21 protein-coding genes and 1 tRNA gene are annotated in these 20395 nt (G+C 66.8%); 5 read left to right on the forward strand and 17 right to left on the reverse strand.

Features of this window, described 5'->3' with window-relative positions:
- Positions 1–319 precede the first annotated feature (319 nt).
- From ITJ61_RS04425 to ITJ61_RS20205, 7 genes are all read right to left on the reverse strand, one after another.
- Entirely contained in the window at positions 320–1705 is a 1386-nt protein-coding gene (locus ITJ61_RS04425) for an ABC transporter permease (protein ID WP_194685618.1), read from the reverse strand.
- Positions 1702–2445 carry an ABC transporter ATP-binding protein gene (locus tag ITJ61_RS04430; RefSeq protein ID WP_194685619.1) on the reverse strand — a complete coding sequence of 248 codons (744 nt, stop codon included), beginning with the start codon at positions 2443–2445 and terminating at the stop codon, positions 1702–1704. Before ITJ61_RS04430 ends, ITJ61_RS04425 begins: the two co-directional genes overlap by 4 nt.
- 449 nt (positions 2446–2894) lie before the next feature.
- A complete protein-coding gene (locus ITJ61_RS04435; protein ID WP_194685620.1) occupies positions 2895–3236 on the reverse strand; it encodes a transcriptional regulator in 342 nt (113 codons plus the stop codon).
- A complete protein-coding gene (locus ITJ61_RS04440; RefSeq protein ID WP_194685621.1) occupies positions 3233–3673 on the reverse strand; it encodes a hypothetical protein in 441 nt (146 codons plus the stop codon). Before ITJ61_RS04440 ends, ITJ61_RS04435 begins: the two co-directional genes overlap by 4 nt.
- 260 nt (positions 3674–3933) lie before the next feature.
- Entirely contained in the window at positions 3934–4659 is a 726-nt protein-coding gene (locus ITJ61_RS04445) for an exonuclease domain-containing protein (protein ID WP_194685622.1), read from the reverse strand.
- A complete protein-coding gene (locus tag ITJ61_RS04450) occupies positions 4656–4931 on the reverse strand; it encodes a hypothetical protein (RefSeq protein ID WP_194685623.1) in 276 nt (91 codons plus the stop codon). The genes ITJ61_RS04445 and ITJ61_RS04450 overlap by 4 nt, the downstream gene beginning before the upstream one ends.
- Positions 4931–9718: a DEAD/DEAH box helicase family protein gene (locus ITJ61_RS20205; RefSeq protein ID WP_194685624.1), complete on the reverse strand. Its 4788-nt coding sequence runs from the start codon at positions 9716–9718 to the stop codon at positions 4931–4933. Before ITJ61_RS20205 ends, ITJ61_RS04450 begins: the two co-directional genes overlap by 1 nt.
- A gap of 293 nt (positions 9719–10011) precedes the next feature.
- Here ITJ61_RS20205 and ITJ61_RS04460 point away from each other — a divergent pair, with 293 nt between their 5' ends.
- A complete protein-coding gene (locus ITJ61_RS04460) occupies positions 10012–10326 on the forward strand; it encodes a hypothetical protein (protein ID WP_194685625.1) in 315 nt (104 codons plus the stop codon).
- 9 nt (positions 10327–10335) lie between these two features.
- Here ITJ61_RS04460 and ITJ61_RS04465 read toward each other — a convergent pair whose 3' ends face one another.
- The 6 genes from ITJ61_RS04465 to ITJ61_RS04490 all read right to left on the reverse strand — a co-directional run bounded on the left by ITJ61_RS04465 (position 10336) and on the right by ITJ61_RS04490 (position 12200).
- The gene (locus tag ITJ61_RS04465) at positions 10336–10860 is read right to left on the reverse strand and encodes a hypothetical protein (RefSeq protein WP_194685626.1); all 525 of its coding nucleotides are present in this window, start codon (positions 10858–10860) and stop codon (positions 10336–10338) included.
- Entirely contained in the window at positions 10853–11095 is a 243-nt protein-coding gene (locus ITJ61_RS04470) for a hypothetical protein (RefSeq protein WP_194685627.1), read from the reverse strand. Before ITJ61_RS04470 ends, ITJ61_RS04465 begins: the two co-directional genes overlap by 8 nt.
- A complete protein-coding gene (locus ITJ61_RS04475) occupies positions 11088–11252 on the reverse strand; it encodes a hypothetical protein (RefSeq protein WP_194685628.1) in 165 nt (54 codons plus the stop codon). The genes ITJ61_RS04470 and ITJ61_RS04475 overlap by 8 nt, the downstream gene beginning before the upstream one ends.
- Positions 11245–11529 (reverse strand): hypothetical protein, encoded by a 285-nt coding sequence (locus ITJ61_RS04480; RefSeq protein ID WP_194685629.1) that lies wholly within the window; start codon positions 11527–11529, stop codon positions 11245–11247. The genes ITJ61_RS04475 and ITJ61_RS04480 overlap by 8 nt, the downstream gene beginning before the upstream one ends.
- The gene (locus tag ITJ61_RS04485) at positions 11526–11741 is read right to left on the reverse strand and encodes a hypothetical protein (protein ID WP_194685630.1); all 216 of its coding nucleotides are present in this window, start codon (positions 11739–11741) and stop codon (positions 11526–11528) included. The genes ITJ61_RS04480 and ITJ61_RS04485 overlap by 4 nt, the downstream gene beginning before the upstream one ends.
- 99 nt (positions 11742–11840) lie before the next feature.
- Positions 11841–12200 (reverse strand): hypothetical protein, encoded by a 360-nt coding sequence (locus tag ITJ61_RS04490; RefSeq protein ID WP_194685631.1) that lies wholly within the window; start codon positions 12198–12200, stop codon positions 11841–11843.
- A 115-nt stretch (positions 12201–12315) separates the two neighbouring features.
- Between ITJ61_RS04490 and ITJ61_RS04495 the strand changes: the two genes are divergently transcribed.
- From ITJ61_RS04495 to ITJ61_RS04505, 3 genes are read left to right on the forward strand one after another with little or no spacing between them, the layout of a single operon-like run.
- Positions 12316–12879: a hypothetical protein gene (locus tag ITJ61_RS04495; RefSeq protein WP_194685632.1), complete on the forward strand. Its 564-nt coding sequence runs from the start codon at positions 12316–12318 to the stop codon at positions 12877–12879.
- Between the two features lie 43 nt (positions 12880–12922).
- Positions 12923–14308 (forward strand): DUF7007 domain-containing protein, encoded by a 1386-nt coding sequence (locus ITJ61_RS04500; RefSeq protein ID WP_194685633.1) that lies wholly within the window; start codon positions 12923–12925, stop codon positions 14306–14308.
- Between the two features lie 3 nt (positions 14309–14311).
- The gene (locus ITJ61_RS04505; protein WP_194685634.1) at positions 14312–15136 is read left to right on the forward strand and encodes a hypothetical protein; all 825 of its coding nucleotides are present in this window, start codon (positions 14312–14314) and stop codon (positions 15134–15136) included.
- Between the two features lie 61 nt (positions 15137–15197).
- Here the strand turns inward: ITJ61_RS04505 and ITJ61_RS04510 are convergent, their stop codons facing one another.
- The 4 genes from ITJ61_RS04510 to ITJ61_RS04525 form a co-directional block, all read right to left on the reverse strand.
- Positions 15198–16319 (reverse strand): site-specific integrase, encoded by a 1122-nt coding sequence (locus ITJ61_RS04510; RefSeq protein WP_194685635.1) that lies wholly within the window; start codon positions 16317–16319, stop codon positions 15198–15200.
- A 40-nt stretch (positions 16320–16359) separates the two neighbouring features.
- Complete coding sequence (locus ITJ61_RS04515) at positions 16360–16593, reverse strand: helix-turn-helix transcriptional regulator (protein WP_194685636.1); 234 nt, start codon at positions 16591–16593, stop codon at positions 16360–16362.
- A 306-nt stretch (positions 16594–16899) separates the two neighbouring features.
- Positions 16900–16975, reverse strand: a tRNA-Val gene (locus tag ITJ61_RS04520).
- Positions 16966–17508, reverse strand: a complete 543-nt coding sequence (locus tag ITJ61_RS04525; protein ID WP_146081368.1) for a redoxin domain-containing protein — start codon at positions 17506–17508, stop codon at positions 16966–16968. The genes ITJ61_RS04520 and ITJ61_RS04525 overlap by 10 nt, the downstream gene beginning before the upstream one ends.
- A 120-nt stretch (positions 17509–17628) precedes the next feature.
- Here ITJ61_RS04525 and aceE point away from each other — a divergent pair, with 120 nt between their 5' ends.
- Complete coding sequence (gene aceE / locus ITJ61_RS04530; protein WP_104242081.1) at positions 17629–20373, forward strand: pyruvate dehydrogenase (acetyl-transferring), homodimeric type; 2745 nt, start codon at positions 17629–17631, stop codon at positions 20371–20373.
- Positions 20374–20395 lie beyond the last annotated feature (22 nt).

Genomic DNA, 20395 nt, shown 5'->3' on the forward strand with positions numbered 1-20395 from the left:
GATCGTCTCCAAAGCCGCCGTCAAGTCCACAGTTGAGCCCGTCCGTGTGGTGCTAGTGCAGAGCTCATCCGAGCGGCCGATTTGGTAGACCTCTCCGAGTACGAGCCGTGGACCGAGATTCGCTCGAGAGACCGCGACCGATCGCCGCCAGTCTGCATCTCGCGGCGAGCTGAGTCTGGGCCCCCGCGGCATGACGCAGCTGGCTCTCTTGCCGTCGTTGCGCCTGCGCGAGGGCGTTTGCCCATTGACGACGAGAACTCGTCTGCCTCCGCCTCCGGCGAAGTGCACACTGGGTCACCGGTGAGCGCGAGCCCCGGCATCAGGCCACTGCGAGTGCCTCGGTTGGAGCGATTCTCGTCGCTCGCGCTGTCGGTGCCAGGGAGGCGATCACGGCCAGGACGACTGCGCCAAGGACGAGAAGGCCGAGTTGGGGCAGCGGGACGACGGGATAGATGGGTGACTCGACCTGGGAGCCGAAGAGAGAGACCACCCCTGCCCACCCAAAGAGTGTGCCGAAGACAACCCCAATCAGCAGACCGGCGGTCACCATCTGTGCAGCCTCCACCACGATCATGAGTCGCACTTGCGCTCCGGTGAAGCCGATCGCACGGAGGAGGCCGATCTCCCGGTGCCGTTGCACGGCCCCAAGGGCCAGGGCGTTGACCACCCCAATGGCTGCAATGACGGCGGAGAACGCGGACAGGCTGGTCGCGACGGTGCTGACGGTGCCTAGAATCTGCGCGGCTTGTTCCTCGGCTCCCGGCGGGAAAACGAACCCGGACTGCACCGGCCCCGTATAGGTAGCGAGCCCGACGGTGAACGTCATCAGCAGCGTTGCTCCGATTGCGAGCCCCATGGTGGCCCTGGAGGTGCGGCCCGGTGCGCGGAGGGCGTTGCGCCCAGAAAGCAAGACCGCGGGGTTGCGTGCCCCGACGTGCCCGAGGAGCGCCAGAATCGGCGGCACGTAGAGGGCCGCGCCGATCGTGACTCCGGTGAACGCGATGAATCCCCCGGCCATGGTGATGAGAACGGCGTAGGTCGACGTCTCTGAGATCATGACGCCCGTCGTGAGCACCGCGAGTCCAGCCACCAGGAGCAGCAGCGCGATGACGGTTCGAGCGAGACCGTCTCGAGCGTCCTCCTGGCGCTGCTCGACGCTTGAGGAGAGCGCTTCGAGTGGTTTGACATTCAGGATTGGCCGAGACCCGACGTGGAACGCAACCCAAGTTGTCAAAATGACCGCGGCTGCGGGGACCAGCAGCGTGACGGAAAGGATTGAGTAGGTTCCCTGCGGCAGCGTGCCATTGCTGCGGAGAATGGACACCGCGATGGAGCCGAGGCCGAGGGCGAGGGACATTCCGATGAGGGCGCCCACTCCCCCGACGAGCAGCCCGATACGCGCCATTTGGCGCCGCAGGGACTGCGAGGAGGCTCCGATGAGGCGTAGCAGGGCGATCTGCCGAGCACGCCCGGCGACGATGGTCGAGCAAGTATTAGCGGTCACGATGGCTGAGACGTAGAGCGCGAGCCCGAAGAACACGTAGCCGATCACGTTGAGGATCGCGCTAACGGTCGGAATATCACTCATCCCGATCGCTTCCAGGTAGCCCGTGAAGACAGAGGACGCGATCAGCATCATGGCACCGAAGAGAGCCCCGACGGCGGCGACGAGAATAGATGAGGTGTAGTCGCGAAAGGAATTCATGCGACTGGCTCCAAGGCCAGCATGGCGCGGCTGATCTCGTCCGAGCTGATATTCCCGCGGTCGGCGCGCACCTGCCCGTCACTGAGGAACACAATCCGGTCAGCGATTGCCGCGGCGGCGGGGTCGTGCGTGACCATGACCACGCTGTGCCCCAAATCGCGGGTGGTCTCCCGCAGGATCGCCAGAACGTCGTTGCTAGACCTGGTATCGAGGGCGCCAGTCGGTTCGTCCGCGAAAATCACGGCCGGTTTCCTTGCCAGCGCTCGTGCGATGGCGACGCGCTGCTGCTGGCCGCCAGAGAGCTGGCTGGGGCGATGACTCACCCGGGCACCGAGCCCAAGTCGATCGATGAGCGTTCTGATGCGATCGCGTTCTTCTCGGCTGGGCTTCCTCCCGTCCAAGATGATTGGGAGCTCGACGTTCTCAAGAATGTTGAGTGTCGGCACCAGATTGAAGGACTGAAACACAAACCCCACCCGCCGACGCCGAAGTTCCGTGAGCTGCTTGTCCCCGAGGCTCGTGATGTCGACGCCGTCGAGGATCACCGTTCCCTCCGTCGCGGAGTCGAGACCCGCTGCGACGTGCATGAGCGTCGATTTCCCGGAGCCGCTCGTACCCATGATCGCGGTGAACTCACCGGCTCCCACGTCGAGTGTGACCCCGCTCAAGGCGGTGACGTTCTGGCCGTATCGCTTCGACACGCCATCCAATCGGATGACGGCGTTCGGTGAGGTAGACATGTGGACTCCAAGGATTTTGGTTTTGAGCATGGCAAGGCCGCTCGTGCACGCATGGCAGCGGCCGTGGTGGATCGGTCGGAAGCGTCATCGGGGCGGGCCGACAGTCAGAGGCGGAGCAAACTCGGGAGACTGCTCCTTTGACGGCGGCCGCACCCTAAGAGATGCCGGGACGAGCCCAAGAGCGCACCCCATGGTCGTTGACTGCGCTGGCAGGTTGCGTGACGACGTCCATACAGAGCCTGTCGAAGAATGAAGCGACTGGAATCAGCCTGCGGATGTATGTGCGGAACGGATGTTTACTTCTCCGGGACGAATTCTCCACAAGAATGCAGTTCTAGGTCACGTACCAGACGGAAAACTGACGACTGCTGGCCGTGCGTTGTTACTCACGTCACCCGACTTCATTCCAAGCCGTACCCCGCCCGACACTCGGGATGAGAACTGCTGACCTAGTTGCCCTGTTCTGACGCGTTCACGGAGTCTCGGGCCAACGCCGTCAGGTACTCGAGGGCATCGAGGTGAGCGGCGAACGCCTGGCGTCCCTTGTCCGTCAGCGCGAGCCAGGTCCGTGAGCGTCGCCCGATGTGCCCCTTGCGGACCTTGGCGTAGGCCGCCTCCTCCAGCTGTGTTGCGGCTTTGGAGAGCGCAGAGAGGCTTGTGTCGGTTGCCTCTGCAATCACCTTGAACTCGGCCTCATCACATCCGGCCAGAAATGCGGCCACTTTCAAGCGCGGAAGACTGCTGAAGACCTCGTCCACGGACGGCAGGCGGGCACCGGTAGCGCCGTTCATCGCTTCATCCACACGAAAAGGCGATTGATGAGTTCGAAGGTGAAGGGGATAACGATCGCAGCCCATACCCAGATACCCGGATTAGGGCTGACCGTGAGGGCGAGCCCCCAGAGCGCCAGGGCCGATAGGAGGACAAAGGGTGTCACGAGCCAGTAGCGCACGGTCGCCCGTCGCCCGTCTTTCGGTACGACTCCATGCGCCCGCCACCGAGCGAGTACGAGCGGGAATGATGCTGCGTTGAGCGTCAGGACGACCACTCCGACGAATGGGACGAACCACCACACCACGACGCCGACAGTGACGATCGCGACCCCGAAAAGGTAGACGAGCGTGCTGAGTGTGGCATACCAGCGCGGGAGGCCGTGGATCCGTCGAGCCTGGTTGGTGATGTTCTCTGCAATCCGGAGGCTGTCGGCGTGGTCTGTTGGCGTTGTCATGATGTCAGTCTACCAACAACTTTCCATAAAGAAAGCTAGTGCGTACAAGAGACTGGACGACGGGCTGATCCAGCGACGCCGAGCTCCGTGGGCCCGTTGGTGCCGTAGGGCCGGTTCGGGTTGGACGCGACAGCTGAATCAGGTTTGAGCTGACTGGGCCAGCGATGACAAAGTCAATCGCGTGAGCGCGGTTCGTAGAGTCGCGGTCGGTGAGCGATGTGTTCGAAGAGTTGAGAGAGACTGGCTCGGGTCCGTCCCGCTCAGGCAGGAGTGATCGGCCAGTGCTTCTTCGTGGTGAAGTCCGGATCGGTGCGACGTCTATGAGCCTCGAACCCGGTCGACTGTTTCAGGTAGGCGGCGCGTTGGGCCTCATTCAGCGCTTCCCCGCGCAGGTCGCTGACGAGGGGGTGCCGCATCAGTAGGAGCGCGAGCTGTCCCGTGGCGACGGCGTCTGCGCGTGCGGTGTGCGCCTCGTCGAGGCGGACACCGTAGTGGCCGGTCACCGCCGAGAGCGTGCGCTTGCCTTTGCGGTACTTGTCCACGAACTTGTCGATGACGAACGGGTCGATCACGATCACCCCGTCCATGTTCAGGGGTGGCTTGCCGTGGCGGCGCAACTCACGGTCGAGGAGCGTGAAGTCGTAGGGCGCGTTGAACACAACCATGGGGATGCCTTGGCCAGCCGCTTCGGCGATGGACGCGGCGAGGAGTGTGACGGCGACGCCCGGATCGATGCCGTGTGCAGCGGCGTGCTCCGTGGTGATGCCGTGGACCTGGGTCGCACGTTCGGGGATCTCGATGCCGGGGTTGACGAGCAAGCCCATGTCGCCGTCGACGCTCACCCCACCCTCGCCATCATCGACGACGTCGCCGATAAACGCGGTAACGATACGTGCAGTCTCGGTGTCGATGCCGGTGGTCTCGAGGTCGAAAACGCGCACGCGGGTCAGTGGCGGGGTGGCGGTTGGAGTGGTGTCGGAAGTCATGGCAGTCCTATGCGGGTGAGGTAGTCGGTGAGGAAGTCGCCGACGAATGCCGCGGCCCCCGAGAGCATTCCGGAGGCCATCGACATTGCGGCGATCGCCACCACGACGACCACGGCAATCCAGAAGAGCAGGAAGCGGACGCGCGCCCGCTTGCGTCGCCGTGTCTCCCGGACTTCTCGGCTGCGGCGGTCCTCGTCGCCGTTCAAGAGCGTCTCGATCTGCGCGTCCCACCAGGCAGGGAACTCGGCGCCTCGGGCGGTGCCGGCGCGCATCAGGCGGCCACCAGTTCAGCTTCGGCAACCACCGCACGGTCGCTGGCCTGGGTTGCCTCTTCGAGCATGACCGCGTCGAGGTGCGCGAGGCGCTGGATGGCTTGCTCCAGCTGCGCGCGCTGTGGGAACCCGCTGGTCGAGGCGAGCGCCCGGCTCTTGGCCGCACGAGACCGCAACGCGTCCGCGTCGGCGCGCATGCGCGCACTCGTCTCTGGCGCTCCATCGGTGAGACGCTGGACCTGGTCGGTGAGCTCGGCGGCGACCGCCTTCATGCCCTGGCGGACGAGCTTGCGGGGCAGTTCGATCGTCGCGCCCAAGCGGATGCCGACCTCGAAGGTCACGTCGATGCGGGTCCGTTCGCGTTCGAGCTGGATGGTCGCGCGCGGCTCGGTGCCGATGCTGCTGCGGAAGTACGCGTCGCGGCGCTTGCGGTCGCAGACGCGGTCGGCGAGGTCGGCGATGATCGCTGTGGTGGCGTGCGCGGGCGATGATGCGATGGCGGCGCCTACCTGCTCCAGAGCGTCCGCGCGACGCTCCGCCTCGCCCGCATTCCGCTCGTCGGACTCGGCATCGCGGAGGAGCGTGTTGATGCTGCCGCGGTGGACGGACGCGAGCACGCGCAGGCGGGCGACTTCGGCGGAGACGTCGGCGTGCTCGACGAGGAGTGGGTTGCCGGTGGCGAGCGCCTTGACCTCGCTGTAGGACAGCACAGCGGGGCCGATGTCGACGGTCTCGTGCGTGTCGAACCCGGACGCGTAGAGGGGCGCGAACGCGCGGTGCTTGCGCTCGAGGGTCTGCCACATGAACGCGTCGAACGTGCCTTCCGTGACGTAGCGGTGCACGTTGACGGTGGAGTTTTGGTTGCCGGGGCGGATGCCGCGGCCGTCGCGCTGCTGGACCTCGGCGGCGAGCCAGGGCGCGTCGATGTGGTGGATGTCGGAGAGGCGCGTCTGGACGTTCGTGCCGATCCCGACCTTCGGGGTGGAGCCGAACAGGATGCGCACGCGTCCGTCGTTGCAGGCGGCGAACAGCGCGGCGCGGGCCTTGTCGTCGGTGGCCTCGTGCACGAACCGCATGTCGGCGGCCGGTACGCCTCGGTCGAGGAGCATGCGGCGCAGGCGTCCGTACGTCTGCGCGTCCTGAGGCTTCGGGGTGCCGAGGTCGCAGAGCACGAGCTGGAACGTGCCCGGGCGCTCACTCCCCGCGAACCGGATGCCGGCGCCGTCCGCGTGAGCCTTCGCGATCGTGTCGGCTGCCTCGCTCAGCTTGCCCGCTCCCCCGCTGATGCCGACCAGCGCCGGGTCGAGCGCGGCCTTGCGGCCCTCGTTGCAGATCACGAGCATGTTGTCGTCGCGGTCGCCGGTGCCGTTGCGGATCCCGTCAGCACGGTCGGCGAGCTCCGCCACGAAGGCGCGCATCTCGTCGCTGGGCTGGGAGACGTGCGTGTACTCGACTTTCTCGGGGCGAGGGAGCTCCAGCTGCTCGGAGGAAATGAGGTCGGCGACGCTGGAGAGCATGCGGCGCACGCCGGAGAGGTTCTTCGTGCCGACGGGGCGGTTCTGCAGGCGGAACCCGGACCCTTCCGGGGACACTTCGATGCCGGTCTCGAACCGGATGAACGTCATCGCCCACGCGACGAAGTCGAGGACGCCTGCCTGGGCGAGCACGTCGGGCTGCAGGTACCGCTGCCACACCCACGTCTCGGCGAGGGAGTTGGACCAGGGCGTGCCGGTGAGCAGCGACACGATCGGCTTGCCGGGGAAGCGGCTGGCAAGAACTTCGATCTTGAGGTGCAGGTCGGACGCGCGCTTGGACGAACCCAGGCTGACGCCGAAGCCGCGGGGCACGCTGGCCAGCCCGGCTCGTCGGTACATGTGCGCCTCGTCGATGAAGAAGTAGTCGACGCCGAGATGCTCGATGGTGAGCTGGTCCTCGTCGGCCACCTGGTGGCGCAGTTCCGCGAACCGGGCTCCAGCGGCCTTGAGCCGCTTGGCCGTGCGCTTCGCGGCCGCGCGCCCGGTGCCGGTGTCGCGGGCCTGGTCAGCGATCTCATACTTGCGGTCCTGCACCCAGCGGGCTTCCGCCTCCGGTGCAACGCCGATGCTCGTGAACGTCTGGTGCGTGACCATGACCGCGTCCCAGTCGCCGGTCGCGCAGCGCGCCACGAACGAGCGGCGACGGTCCTTGACCAGGTCGTCCTTGGACGCGATGAGGAAGCGGCCGGTTGGGAACGCCTGTCGAGCTTCGCGGGCGACCTGCTCGAGGAGGTGGTTGGGGACGACGATGAGCGGCTTCTGCGCGAGTCCGAACTGGCGGAGGGTACGTGCGGCCAGGATCATCGTCAGCGTCTTCCCGGCACCCATCGCATGCCCGATGAGGGTCCGCTCGGTCGACACGATCCGGTCGACGGCGTCGCGCTGGTGCGGCCACGGCGTGACCTCGGCGGCGAGCCCCGGGAAGGTGTAGCGGGAGCCGTCGAAGGTGCGCGGGACGATGGAGTTGAACCGGTCGTTGTAGGTGCGCAGCAGTCGCGTGGCGCGGGCTTCGTCTTCCCACACCCAGGTCGCGAAGCGCTCCTGGATGAGGCGCAGCTTCTCGGTCGCGGCGACCGTCTCGCGCACGTTCCGCATCTGGCGGATGTGCCCTTCGGCGTCGCGGACATCGTCGGTGATGACGGGGTTCGTGCCGGCGAGTCCGTGCATGAGCAGCTGGACGGGGTTGATGCGTCCCGTGCCGTAGGTGAGGCGCGTCTTCTGGTCGACCCACGCGGAGTGCGCGTTCGAGCCGAGCTCCCACATCGCCTCGTGCACGCTGTAGGTGAGCGACGCGACGGACGTGTTCAGCACCTCGCGGGCGAAGTCGTGGACGTCGGTGACCGCAAGCCAGGGGCTGCCGAGCTCGACGCGCACCTGCTCGGGGCCGAGGTCATCGGGGATGATCGCGGTGAGGGCGTCGATCTGCGGGCCGAAGGTGCCGGCATAGACCGTGTTCGCGGTGTTGGCGGCAATCGCGTCGGCGAGCTTCGTGCGCACGTTCCCGGAGAGGTAGTCGCGCGCGGCGACCGGTCGGTTCGTGGTGGGGTCGTCGAAGATCAGGTCGCCAAGCGCTTCCCGAGCCTCCGCAGCGTTACTCAGGCCCAGCAGATCCACGATGCGAATGAAGTCCACGCCTCGCCCTTCCCCGGCGCACACGGCGAGGGCTTCGGCGGCGTTCTCGACCCGCTCGACAGCGACCGGGCGGGTGTTCACGCGTCGGCTGAGGATCGGGGCGGGCGCATGCTCGCCGGTCTGCTGGTCGTAGTCTTCGACCGCCATCACGAGGTAGTAGTCGGGGTCGCGGCGGAACCCGCCGAGCGTCGGCCGACGCCACGACAGCGACGCCTCACCCGTCTCCGGGTCGGGCTTGCCTTCCACGAGCTGCCCGCGGTTCAGGGCGCCGTACTTCGCCACGTACGCGGCGTAGAGGGAGGCTGCAGTCGCCCGCAGCGGGGCCAGAACACTGTCCGGGGTGTCGAGGTCGGCTTCGGCGTCCACAAGAGCTCGGACGGCGTCGCGGAGGCGCACGAGCGCGATCAGTTCAGCGCCCTTCTTGGCGGGAATAAGCTCGCCGTCCTGCCACTGGTGGAGCACGTCGTCGACGAACTCGAACCGGCCGTCGGTGAGCGCATCCGCGGAGACCTGGAACAGGTCAGCGTCGTCCATGCCGGCGGCGATCTGCTGCGGCACGAGGGAGGTGGCCACTGCAGCAGATGCACGCTCGATGTCGGCGGCGTCGCCCGTGACGGTGATGGCGCTCTGTTGCCACCCGGTGAGGAAGTGTGTGCCGGCGAGGTGGTCGGGACGGTCGGTCCAGTACGCGGAGACCGTGTCTGGGCGCGCCCAGCGATCAGCGACCGTCTCGGTGACGGGGGTTCGCGGTGGTTCCGAAAAGACGCCGTTCCCGACTCGCTTAGGCGTCCACCCGAGCTCGTCCTCGCCGGCCGCGCGCTTGCGCAGGCAGAGGATGTCCGTGACGACGTCAGTTCCTGATTCCACGAACGCACCGGCGGGCAGGCGGAGGGCGGCGACAAGGTCGATCGTGCCGAACTCGGTGTCGCCGGTGAGTGCTTCGCGGGTCGCGTCGGAGTCGATCGTGTGGCGGCTGGTGACGACGATCGCGTATCCGCCGGGCCTGAGGGCCGCGAGGCCGCGCATGATCGCGTAGGAGTGGAGGTTCGGCATCGTCGGGTAGGCCGGGTCGAACGGGGCGGAGCGGGCGAAGGGGACGTTGCCGATCACGGCGTCGAACGCCTCGTCGGGCAGGAGTGTGTCCTGCAGGCCTGCAGCGCGAATGTCCGCGTCCGGGTGGAGCGCCTTCGCGATGGACGCGCTCAGCGGGTCGATCTCCACGCCCGTCCAGGCGATGTCGAGGTCGGCGGGCGCCCAGGACAGAAACCTTCCGGTGCCGCATCCGGGCTCAAGCACACGCCCACCGGTGAACCCGACGGCGCGCAGCAGGTCGAAGACGAGGTCTACGAGTGCGCGCGGTGTGTAGAAGCTGGTGTCCAGCTGCTCCGCGGCCTTGTCGAGAAGGGCGGCGTCGGGCACGAGCTCGTCGAGGTCGTCGCGCACCTGCCCCCACTGCTCGTCCGCACCTGCAGCGAACGCTGATGCGAGGCTCCCCCAGCCGGTCCAGGCCTCGAGTGCGTCGCGCTGCTCGGGAGTGCTCGCGGGTGCGCCGTCGAGGTCGCGGAGGGTGCGGAGGGCGGCAAGCGCGGTCTTGGCGGCAGCGGGAGTGGAGAGCGTCACGGTGTGTGTCCTTTCGTCTCCCGAGCTATGCGGGGACACCTCGGGGCGGTCGACATCCGGGGAATCAAGGCGACGCGACCACCGCATAGAATCCGCCAATGCCGAAGTCGAACGCCCCCCGCCGGAAAGCTGGCTGGTATCCGAATGCCGAGGGGCACACGCAGTGGTGGAACGGACGCGAATGGGGCCCCTTCGCACCCGGCTCTGAACGGGAGGCCGTCAGGTCCGCGCAAGCTGCATCAGGGCCGGTCCCGCAGAGCGGGGAGGGAGGGCGTGAACGGGACAATTTCCTCGTGGCCATCGGTGCGATTGTCGCGATCGCGATCCCGGTTGCCTTCGTCTGGTTCGTGTTCATCGACCCGCCGAAGTCAGAGCATGCTGCTCTGTGCCTGGATACTCTGCAGGCCGAGTTCGAGGGCAATTTCGAGAACGCGACCATCACCGAGGAGAGCGCTGGAGCCGTCGCTCGCGACGCCAGCGGCACCTTCGATGGCGGGACCTTCAAGTGCGGTATGGAAGAGACGCGGTCCGGAGTGCAGATGAACCAGTGGATCGTGTTCGGCAGCGATGGACTCCCCCTCCAGGCTGGGCCGAAAACAGCTAGCTGACACTCCTACCTACCCGGCGTCGACCGGTTCGTACTCGGTCACGAATCGACGCATGACCCTGGTCGGGATCGATCGGCTGAGGTTGCTCTGGCGTTCGGCTCGCGCGTGCGCTTCCGCTTCGGTGTAGCGACGACCTCGGCGGTTCGACCAGCCAGCTCCGGTGTCGAGGCGGTCGTATTCGCCGTCGAGGAACGTCTTCTCCTGGATCGCGAACTGCTCCGTAAAACGCCGGATGATGCCCGCGTCGAGGAGCGCGTCGGCGTACCGGGCGAGCACCTCCGCACAGTCGTCGCACTCGTCGATCGGGTCGGACGGCTCCCGCCCGCACTGCCCGCAGACAGCCCCTGCTCGGGCGAGCACGGCCATAGCTTCTGCGCGCGGCTCCGGCGTTGGCGTCACCTCGAAGAGCACCAGCGGCCCCCATTTGCGTTCGACGTACTCGCGAGGGAACGGCGCCGTTTCGGGCGTGTGCAGGAGCCCGTCGTCGCCGAGCGTCCACACATCCCCTTGCCGGTCGGTCCAGGACTCAGCCATGGTGCTCCTCCGCGCTGGTGTGCTCGCGAACCTTGTCGGCGATGATCCAGGCGTACGAGTCCGGGAACAGCCGCGTGGAGGCCTGCAGGGCAGTGATGATGCCGGCGACTATGTCGTCCAGCGGGTCGGGAGCGCGGTCGGGCGGCCGCGCGAGCGCGTCGCCGCGCTCGAGGTGTGCCCACTTGCCGGCGACGTACTCGGTCATGTCCGGGCGTTCGGGCGTCGCCTCAGCCACGGCGACCGCCGCGCGTGCGCACTCGATCCGCCACGACCCAGCCGAGCAACCGCGGCAGGTTCGCGGCAAGCACGAGCCCGAGGGAGAGAACCTCCCACCCGGGACGCTCAGCGATGGTCCACCGACGACGCGGGGACGATGGTTGCTCGTCAGCCACGACCGGCCTCCTCTCCCGTCTCAGGGCCGGCCTCCCCCTCCTCATTGGTATCGGCGGGCACGACGCGGACCCACGGGCCCACGGCGCGGGCGTAGACCTCGCCGCCGAGGGTATCCGCGACAAGCGCCGCAGTGCCGTAGTTCCAGTCCTCTTCGGTCGAGACGATCGTCTCGTTCGTCAGCGGGTCGACGCGGATCGCGGCGAAGTGGAGCTGCGGCTGCGGTTCGGTGTCGGTGGTTGCGTCAGGGGCTTTAGGGGTGCTCTCGTTGTCGCTCATGCCTTCACCTCTGCGCCGAGGCGGGCGGTGAGGTTCGCGCGGATGTCGCCGAGCATGTCTTCGAGTTGCTCGCTCGGCATCGTCGCGAAGGCGGGGACCGGGGAGAGCTCGGACGACTTGGACTCGCGAAGCTCCAGCTCCTGGACGAGCTCGGCTTCGGTGCGCTCGAGCGTCTCGTTGTCCATCAGTGTGTACGGGGTCGGTGCCATCATGGTGGTCCTCCAAGGTGTCGGGCCCGCGAGTGTCGTGCGGGGCGTCTGCACACCTATGCGGGCACCGATCCCGGCCCAGTCAGTCAGAGCGTCAGTCCGTCAGAGCGTCAGCATCTTCGGCCGCGGGGACTGCGCAACGGCAGCGCCCGCGGAGCCGTCGGCGAAAGACAGCGAGACTTCGACCTCCGGCGTCAGCTGGATCTCCGCCAGGTGCATGCCGTCCGCGAGGTGCTCGCAGAGGCCATAGAGGTCCCGGTGCAGCTCGGACTCGTCCAGGAGGACGTGCACGAAGATGCCGCTCTCACCCTGGTGGCCGAGGCTGTAGAGCTGTCGGAACTCGCCCGTCAGCAGGCGCCCTTCGCGGAGGAACTGGATGGTGCCGCCGAGGTGCTTCGGCATGAGCTCGTCCGCTCGAATCGCGGCGGGGCTGGACGTGCTGCGGAGGTCAAGTTTGCTCATGCCTGGCTATGCGGGAGCCCGCGCCGGCCGCGTGCAGAAATGTACAAAGGCAGGGACCTGTATTCGGACATTCCTAGCTCTGTACATCGCGCGAGCGGCCCCCGCATAGCCCGGCATGAACACCCCCTGCAGCATCAGCAACTGCCCTCAGGATTTCGCCTGGCACGCCCTCGCCTTCCGGGAGTTTCAGGACGAACACGGCAAGCCGCCAGTCCAGCGCCGCGCCGCCGGCGTCGGCCCACACGAGTTCCACATCGGGCAATGGTGGCGAGGCGTTCTCGACCTCATCCGCACGAGCGACCCGGACTCGCTCACCGACGAGTTCCTGACCACGGTCGCGGACCTGGCAGCGCACAAGCGCCCGCCGAGGCGTGTCCCTCGCCGACAGAAGATGTTCGCCAACGACCTCGAGCGCGCCCAGTTCATCATCGATTTCGCCGAGGAGTTCGGCAAGCTACCGCGCACCTTCGGCATCGAGCAGGACCCCGAGCGTCGCGCCGGTCAGACCCTCAACGTACTCCGCGTTCGCGCCCGCGGTTCCAGCGTCAAGAAGCTCCGCCCCATCGACGAAGAAGCGCTGGAGCTGTTCGCCGAGCACCTGCCCGAATGGCGCGGCCCCCTCGCCAACGCTCCCCGCCGGGACACCCGCGCGACCGTGCGGATGCTCGTCGCGGCGTAGCGCCGCACACAGTCCCGGTACGAGCACTCTGGAGGCCATCCGCATGTCCCACATCACCTCGGGCGCCGCCGCCCGCCGAGAGTCCGCGCGCGGGCACGGCACCAAGCCTGGCGAGTTCGGCTACCAAGCCCACTCCGCACCCGACGAGTCCGCGTTCGACGCTGGCCCGAACTGGGGCGAGGTGACGATCGCCGAGGGCGATGAAAGTCCCTGGGGCGAGGTACAGGACGTCGTGCACCATGACGTCGGCATCGCAGAGGTCGGCACCGCCAGCCACGGCGGCATCAAGCTCTCCCCTCAACGCAATCGGGCGATCCCGGAGCAGTGGCGACAGGACGGCGGCTGGTACGAGGAGGACGGGGATCACTACCTTGTGCGAGCGAGGTTCCCGGAGAGTTTCGTCCAAGGCGATGAGAGCCCGGACGACCTTCGCGAGCAGGCCGAGGAGCGAATCCGGAACTGGTTCCCCGACGAGTGGGAAGCCGTGACTGGCGAGACGCTCCAGCCCGGGCAGTCCACTGGGCGGGATGCGGAGCTCGAACGGAAGGCAAACGTCGACAACTTCGTGACGCACGGTGCCTGGGCAGCCGAAGACGGGATGGTGCGCGTCATCGCCCGCCGCGCCTCCACGGGTGAGGAGCGGCAGTTCCTGATGCCGAAGGCCGAGTACGACACCCGCACGGGCCTCTCCTACAACATCACCGACCCGTCCGCGTTCGAGGAATACTCCGTCGCGGATGCGCCACCCTCCCTCGCTCCCCCAGCCTCCGCCTGCACCTTCGACACCTGGAACTGCACCCCCGGCGCGAAGACGCGCGCAGAACGTGAGCTCGCGAAGCTCGTCCGCGACGAGGACGGCACGGTCTCGACGTTCGAGGAGTACCTCCGCCGCAGCGAGGTCCACGGCAAGACGGCCATGGTCGGCGACGACGGGCGGACGACCTACTACCTGACGCTTCCGAACTCCAGGGTGGCGCCGGTGTCGAAGGCCGTCTGGGACGCCAGCCTGGCACCAAGCGAGCTAACCCCCGAACGCGAGGCCGCGAACCGACTCCATGTGGCGCAGGCGAAGCTCGACAAGCTGGAGCGCGCACAGAACCGAGCACCGTTCGGGCGCACGACCACGGCAGAGCAGGAGCAGCTCCGCCAAGCCCGGCAGACCCGCGACGGCTACCAGGTCGCAGCCAGCGCAGCGCGCGAGGCCGCAAACGAGGTCCGCCGCAGCGAGCGGGAATCGATCAACGCTCACGTCACCCGATCCACGTACGCGGCCGAGCTCGCAGCGACCATGGCGCGCCTCGAGCGCACCGCTGACGGGCGGGTCTCCCCCGACAGCGACCCCGGCGCCCTGCACCGGTTCCAGCTCCTCACCGAGCACGGCGAGGCCAACGGCTACCTCCGCACCCCACCCACGACCGAAGGACGATGACCCATGACGATCAGCAACGACGCCCGCGACCGCCGAGAAGCCTCCCGAGGCAACGGCACCACCGGCGGCCAGTTCGGAAACCAGCAGCACACAGCCCCTAACCCGGGGCAGTTTGCCGTTGCTCCCCCGGCATCCACGCGAGCCGCAGAACATCGGTACGACGCTGCGATGGATCAGCTGCGCGCGCTCGACAACCTCGGGGAGATCGCGGATCCCGCCCGGAAGGCGGAGCTCACACGCGAGGCGATCGCCGCGGCCGCCGCCGTGCACTACCCGACCGCGGACCGGGTCGCGCTCACGTACGACAACGACGGAGGCAGCTACGCCCAGTTCGACCGGATCATGGACGCCAACGGCGACATCATCGCGCAAGGCCCCGAGTACGACATCGACGAGGACAGCCTCGAGTTCAACGCCAAGGTCGCCGACGCCACCAGCTACCACGGCATCCCGGTGGAAGGCACCTACGATCTGTCGTGGCCGGCCAGCGAGTACGACGACCGGAAGACGTTGCCGACGCGGGAGCAGGTCCAGCGCTTCGCCGCGAACCGCGCTCGAGCTGCGCGAGTCCGGGAGGCCGAGGACGCTGAGACCCGGGCCATGGCGGGCCGGGTCGTCAAGGATGCCCTGCCGACGGCCGCTCGAATCCACTTCTCCGAGGACGGGTTCATCCGCAGCGTCGAGGACTCCTCCGGCGCGGAGATCTGGGACGACCAGTCGGCGCAGCTGGAGAGCAACGTCGACCGACGGATGGTTGACGCCAACTCGCTCCTGCGCACATTCGAGTCCGATGGCCGCGAGGAGGAACGGGACCCCATGGAGCTCTGAGTACAAGCCAACGAAACGCCCACCGCGGGGACCTCGCGGTGGGCGCTTCGTTGTTCCCGGGCTAAGCGTTCCCGAGCATTTCAGGTGGAGTCTGGAGTGAAATCACCTCGGCCTCCTCGGCTCGCGCAGCGTTTGCGGCGGCGATCTTTGCGAGCGCCGCTTGATCGTTACTCGCGCTGAGGTAATGCGAGTAGATGCGGAGGGTGACGGCGGCGCTGCTGTGTCCGAGCCAAGCCGAGACCGTGGCAACATCAACGCCGTCGTTGAGCCAGTTTGTCGCGGCGGTGTGGCGAAGATCGTGGATTCGGTAACCGCGACCGGTCGTAGCCCAGATGGTCTCGCGCTTGAGGTTGCCCCCGTTGAGGTTGCCACCTCGTGGTGACGTGAAGGCTCGGTCCTCAGCAGACTTTCCCCGGGCGTTGCGATGGAACAGTTCGATCGCGCGCGGCACGAGGGGCACGAACCGGCGTTTGCGGCTTTTGGTGCTCTTGCGCTCGTATCCGTCGGATTCGCTGCTGACCACGCCGAGGCGGGGGTAAGGGAGGTCGCTGAGGGAACCAACGCGCAGATCCTTGAGCTCTCCCCAGCGGATGCCGGTGAGTGCGAGGAACTCGATCGCGTCGACGTAGTGAGACTCCATCGCTCTGAGGGCTTCGAGAATGCCCTTAAGCACCTCGGAGGGGATGGCTCGAGCGTCTTCGACCTCCGATCCGGAATCCGCCGGCAGTCGGCTCTCGAGCACAGGGTTCGTGCCGATGATGCCTTGCCGTTTGGCCCAGGTGAACGCGCTCGACAGGCTGTCGCGTAAGCGGCTCACGGTGCCACGTGCGAGGCCAGCTTTGATCTTGTCCGCGTAGAGGTTGTCGAGCTGTCCGGCGGTGACCGCGCTGATGGGCCACTTTCGGAGCTGCGCCGGCACGTGGTTGCGATAGTTCGCTTCGTCGGTGTCCCAGGTGTGCGGGTTGATGACTCCACGCATCTGCTCCACGTATCGGTCGAGAACCGTGCCGAGTGGTGCCTTGCCCGCTTGCGGGTCGACCCATTCGTTGGCCAGAAGTTTGCGCTGCTGTTCGTCTTCCCACGAGAGCGCGTCCTTCTTGAGGTCGAAGGTCTTCGATGCGACTTCCCTGCCCGCGTGGAACACGCGCGCCTGAAAGCGGCCGTTGGGTCGTTTCTTGATCATCGTGGGCCTCCGTGAATGGCCAAGCGCCGGCGTGGGCTGGTCACGCCGTCACGGCCAGCTGGTCAATCCACGCGTCCACTTCGGACACGCGGAACCGGTACTCCCGTCCGATCTTTCTCCGCGTCGGTCCTTCACCGCGCGCGAGGATCTTGTACATCGTGTTCTTCGGGGTGCTGGTGTAGACGCAGAGTTCGTCGAGCGAGATGAGGCGGTTCGCGAGGAGTGCCGGGTCGATCGTGACGGCAGTGGGCTGTCGGTGCATGTCAATGCTCATGGTGGCTCTATGCGCGAACTCACCCGAAGCGTGAAAATTCGTAGCCTGCGGTCGCGATCCACGCTTGAAATCGCTCGGCGTCGGTCGAGGTTCGCCGTTGCTGGTATGCAGCGTGGCGCGTCGGTGTTTCGCCGAAATTCGCTGACGGCAGATACCAGTGCCCGACCATCGCCGACATTTCCGATCTGCCGCGTCGAGTTCAGGTTGGCTCGAGGCCACCGGAATCTCACCGGAATTTGGCCGCTGTGTCGAGAGTCTGGGAGCGGGAGGCTCGGCACGAATGTGCCTCTGACCAGGGGTGGAGAGTGGTGGGCCCTGCCGGGATCGAACCGACGACATCCACGGTGTAAACGTGGCGCTCTACCAGCTGAGCTAAAGGCCCTCGGCGAGCAAGTGTAGCGCGGCCGCGTGGTCCGATCGAACGCGGGCCTCACCGGGGCGCGCGGATGCGGCAACCCGGTGGCTGCCGTCGGCCCTGACGAGGAATGAGCGTCGCATCGCGGTGCCAGCGGCCTCGTCGAACGCACCATACGCACGGGCAGCCGAACCGTGCGGCCAGAAGTCGCTGCAGCCGGTGAGGAGTGCATCTGCGCCGAGCTCAACGAGCCACGCTCGGAGCGCAGCTGAGCTGTCGGTCGAGACGACGAGCACCTCGGGAGCCTCGAGCGCGGAGCCCCACTCGGGCCGATTCCGGGCTTCACTCACCAGCTGGGCGAGGTCGGAGATCTCGTCGGCGCACACGGGCGTGAATGCCATGGGAACGAACACGACGAGCCGCGATGACGGTGCCGGCCCGGCCACCACGCCCATCCCACCCCGGTGGTCGACCAGAGAAATGGGCTCAAGCGGCGGCGCGAATTCGCTCACGATCAGGCCCTCTCCGACGGCGATGTTCGGTTGTGCGCGCTTCGACAAGGATTCACGCCAACCTGCGTGTGCATCGCACAAACCAAAGATAGGCTAGCCGGTGGACTGCGCGTCATAACCTGGCGCGCGCCATAGACGTGACGAACCCGGAACGAAATGAGGTCGACGGTGGCTGTTAACAACCAGGATCCGTACTCAGAGCATTACGTTGACAGCGACCCCGAGGAGACCGCCGAATGGCGCGAATCGCTCGATGCGGTCGTAGACGCGCAGGGACACCAGCGCGGACGAGACATCATGCTCAGCCTTCTTGAGCGGTCTCGGGAGCGCCACCTCGGCGTTCCCATGGTTCCAACCACCGATTACGTGAACTCGATTGCGCCCGAGGACGAGCCAGAGTTCCCAGGTGACGAGTCGCTGGAGCGCACCTACCGCTCATGGATCCGCTGGAACGCGGCCATGACGGTGCAGCGCGCCCAGCGCGAAGGGGTCGCCGTCGGCGGCCACATCTCCTCCTACGCCTCACAGGCGACCCTCTACGAAGTGGGTCTGAACCACTTCTTCAAGGGCTACGACCACGCGGATGGGCCCGACCAGGTCTTCTTCCAGGGGCACGCCTCCCCCGGCAACTACTCGCGCGCCTTCCTGCAGGGGCAGATCAGCGCCGAGCAGCTCGACGGCTTCCGCCAGGAGCAGTCCGCTGCCCCGCACGGCATGCCGTCGTACCCGCACCCCCGCCTCATGAAGGACTTCTGGCAGTTCCCGACTGTCTCGATGGGCATCGGGCCGCTCAACGCGATCTGGCAGGCACAGTTCAACAAGTACCTCACCAACCGCGGCATGAAGGACGCCTCCGGCTCGCACGTCTGGGCCTACCTCGGCGACGGCGAGATGGATGAGGTCGAGTCGCGCGGACAGCTGCAGGTCGCAGCCAACCAGAACCTCGACAACCTCACCTTCGTCGTCAACTGCAACCTGCAGCGCCTCGACGGCCCGGTTCGCGGCAATGGCAAGATCATCCAGGAGCTCGAGAGCTTCTTCCGCGGCGCCGGCTGGCACGTCATCAAGGTCGTCTGGGGTCGCGAGTGGGACTCGCTCCTCGAGCGCGACGACAAGGGCGCGCTGCGCACCCTGATGAACGAGACGCCCGATGGCGACTTCCAGACGTACAAGACCGAGTCGGGCGGATTCGTTCGCGAGAACTTCTTCGGACGCGACCCCGAGGCGCTCAAGCTCGTCGAGAACTACAGCGACGACGAGATCTGGGGCCTGAAGCGAGGCGGCCACGACTACCGCAAGGTCTACGCGGCGTACAAGGCGGCGACCGAGCACAAGGGACAGCCGACCGTCATCCTCGCGCACACCATCAAGGGCTACGGTCTCGGACCGCACTTCGAGGGCCGCAACGCGACGCACCAGATGAAGAAGCTCACGCTTCCCGACCTGAAGGCGTTCCGCGACCAGCTGCACATCCCGATCTCGGATGCAGCACTCGAGGCCGACGTCTACCAGCCCCCGTACTACAACCCGGGTCCCGACAACGAGGCGATCCAGTACATGCAGGAGCGTCGCCGTGAGCTCGGCGGGTTCGTGCCGGAGCGTCGCTCGAAGTTCACGCAGATCGCCGTGCCGGACGACAAGACCTACGCGTCTATCAAGAAGGGCTCCGGCACGCAGGAGATCGCTTCGACCATGGCGTTCGTCCGCCTCCTCAAGGACCTCATGCGGTCCAAGGACTTCGGGTCGCGCATCGTCCCGATCATCCCGGACGAGGCCCGCACCTTCGGCGTCGACGCGTTCTTCCCGACCGCGAAGATCTACAACCCGAACGGCCAGCACTACATGTCGGTCGACCGCGAGCTGCTCCTCGCCTACCGCGAGAGCGAGCAGGGGCAGATCAACCACGTCGGCATCAACGAGGCCGGCGCCATGGGCGCGTTCACGGCAGCCGGTTCGTCGTACTCGACGCACGGCGAGGCGATGATCCCGATCTACATGTACTACTCCATGTTCGGGTTCCAGCGCACCGCCGACGCCATGTGGGCGGCGGCAGACCAGCTCACGCGCGGCTTCCTCATCGGAGCCACGGCCGGGCGCACGACGCTCGCCGGCGAGGGCCTGCAGCACATGGACGGCCACTCGCCGATCATCGCAGCCACCAACCCGGCAGTCGTCACCTACGACCCCGCCTTCGCCTACGAGCTCGCACACATCATGCAAGCGGGTATCGAGCGGATGTACGGCCCGGATTCCCAGTCGGAGAACCCGAAGCAGGACCCGAACGTCATGTACTACCTCACGGTGTACAACGAGCCGATGGCTCAGCCAGCTGAGCCGGAGAACGTGGACGTCGAGGGCATCCTCAAGGGCATCTACTACCTCAAGGGAACCGAAGCGCAGGGACCGCGCGTCCAGCTGCTCGCCTCGGGTGTCGGTGTGCCGTGGATCCTCGAAGCGCAGGAGCTCCTGGAGAAGGACTGGGGTGTTGCGGCTGAAGTCTGGTCGGTCACGTCCTGGAACGAACTCCGTCGCGACGGCCTCCGTGCCGAGGAGTACAACTGGACGCACCCGAACGAGGAGCCCAAGGTTCCCTTCGTCACGGACAAGCTCCAGGCGTCGGAAGGCCCCGTCATCGCCGTGAGCGACTTCTCGCACGCGGTTCAGGACCAGATCCGTCCGTTCGTGAAGAACGACTTCACGACGCTCGGTGCCGACGACTTCGGCATCTCCGACACGCGTCCCGCCGCACGTCGGTACTACCTGATCGACAGCCACTCCGTCGTCGTTCGTGCTCTCGAGCGCCTCGCGACGCAGGGCAAGATCGACCGTTCGGTCGTGCAGGAGGCCATCGACAAGTACGACCTCCACAACCCGAAGGCCGGCACGAGCGGCAGCGCGGGCGGAGACGCCTAACAGCGCTCCTCCCCTGCTCGCC

This window comes from Pseudoclavibacter sp. VKM Ac-2888 (genome assembly GCF_015351285.1).
Classification (GTDB): Bacteria; Actinomycetota; Actinomycetes; order Actinomycetales; family Microbacteriaceae; genus Pseudoclavibacter.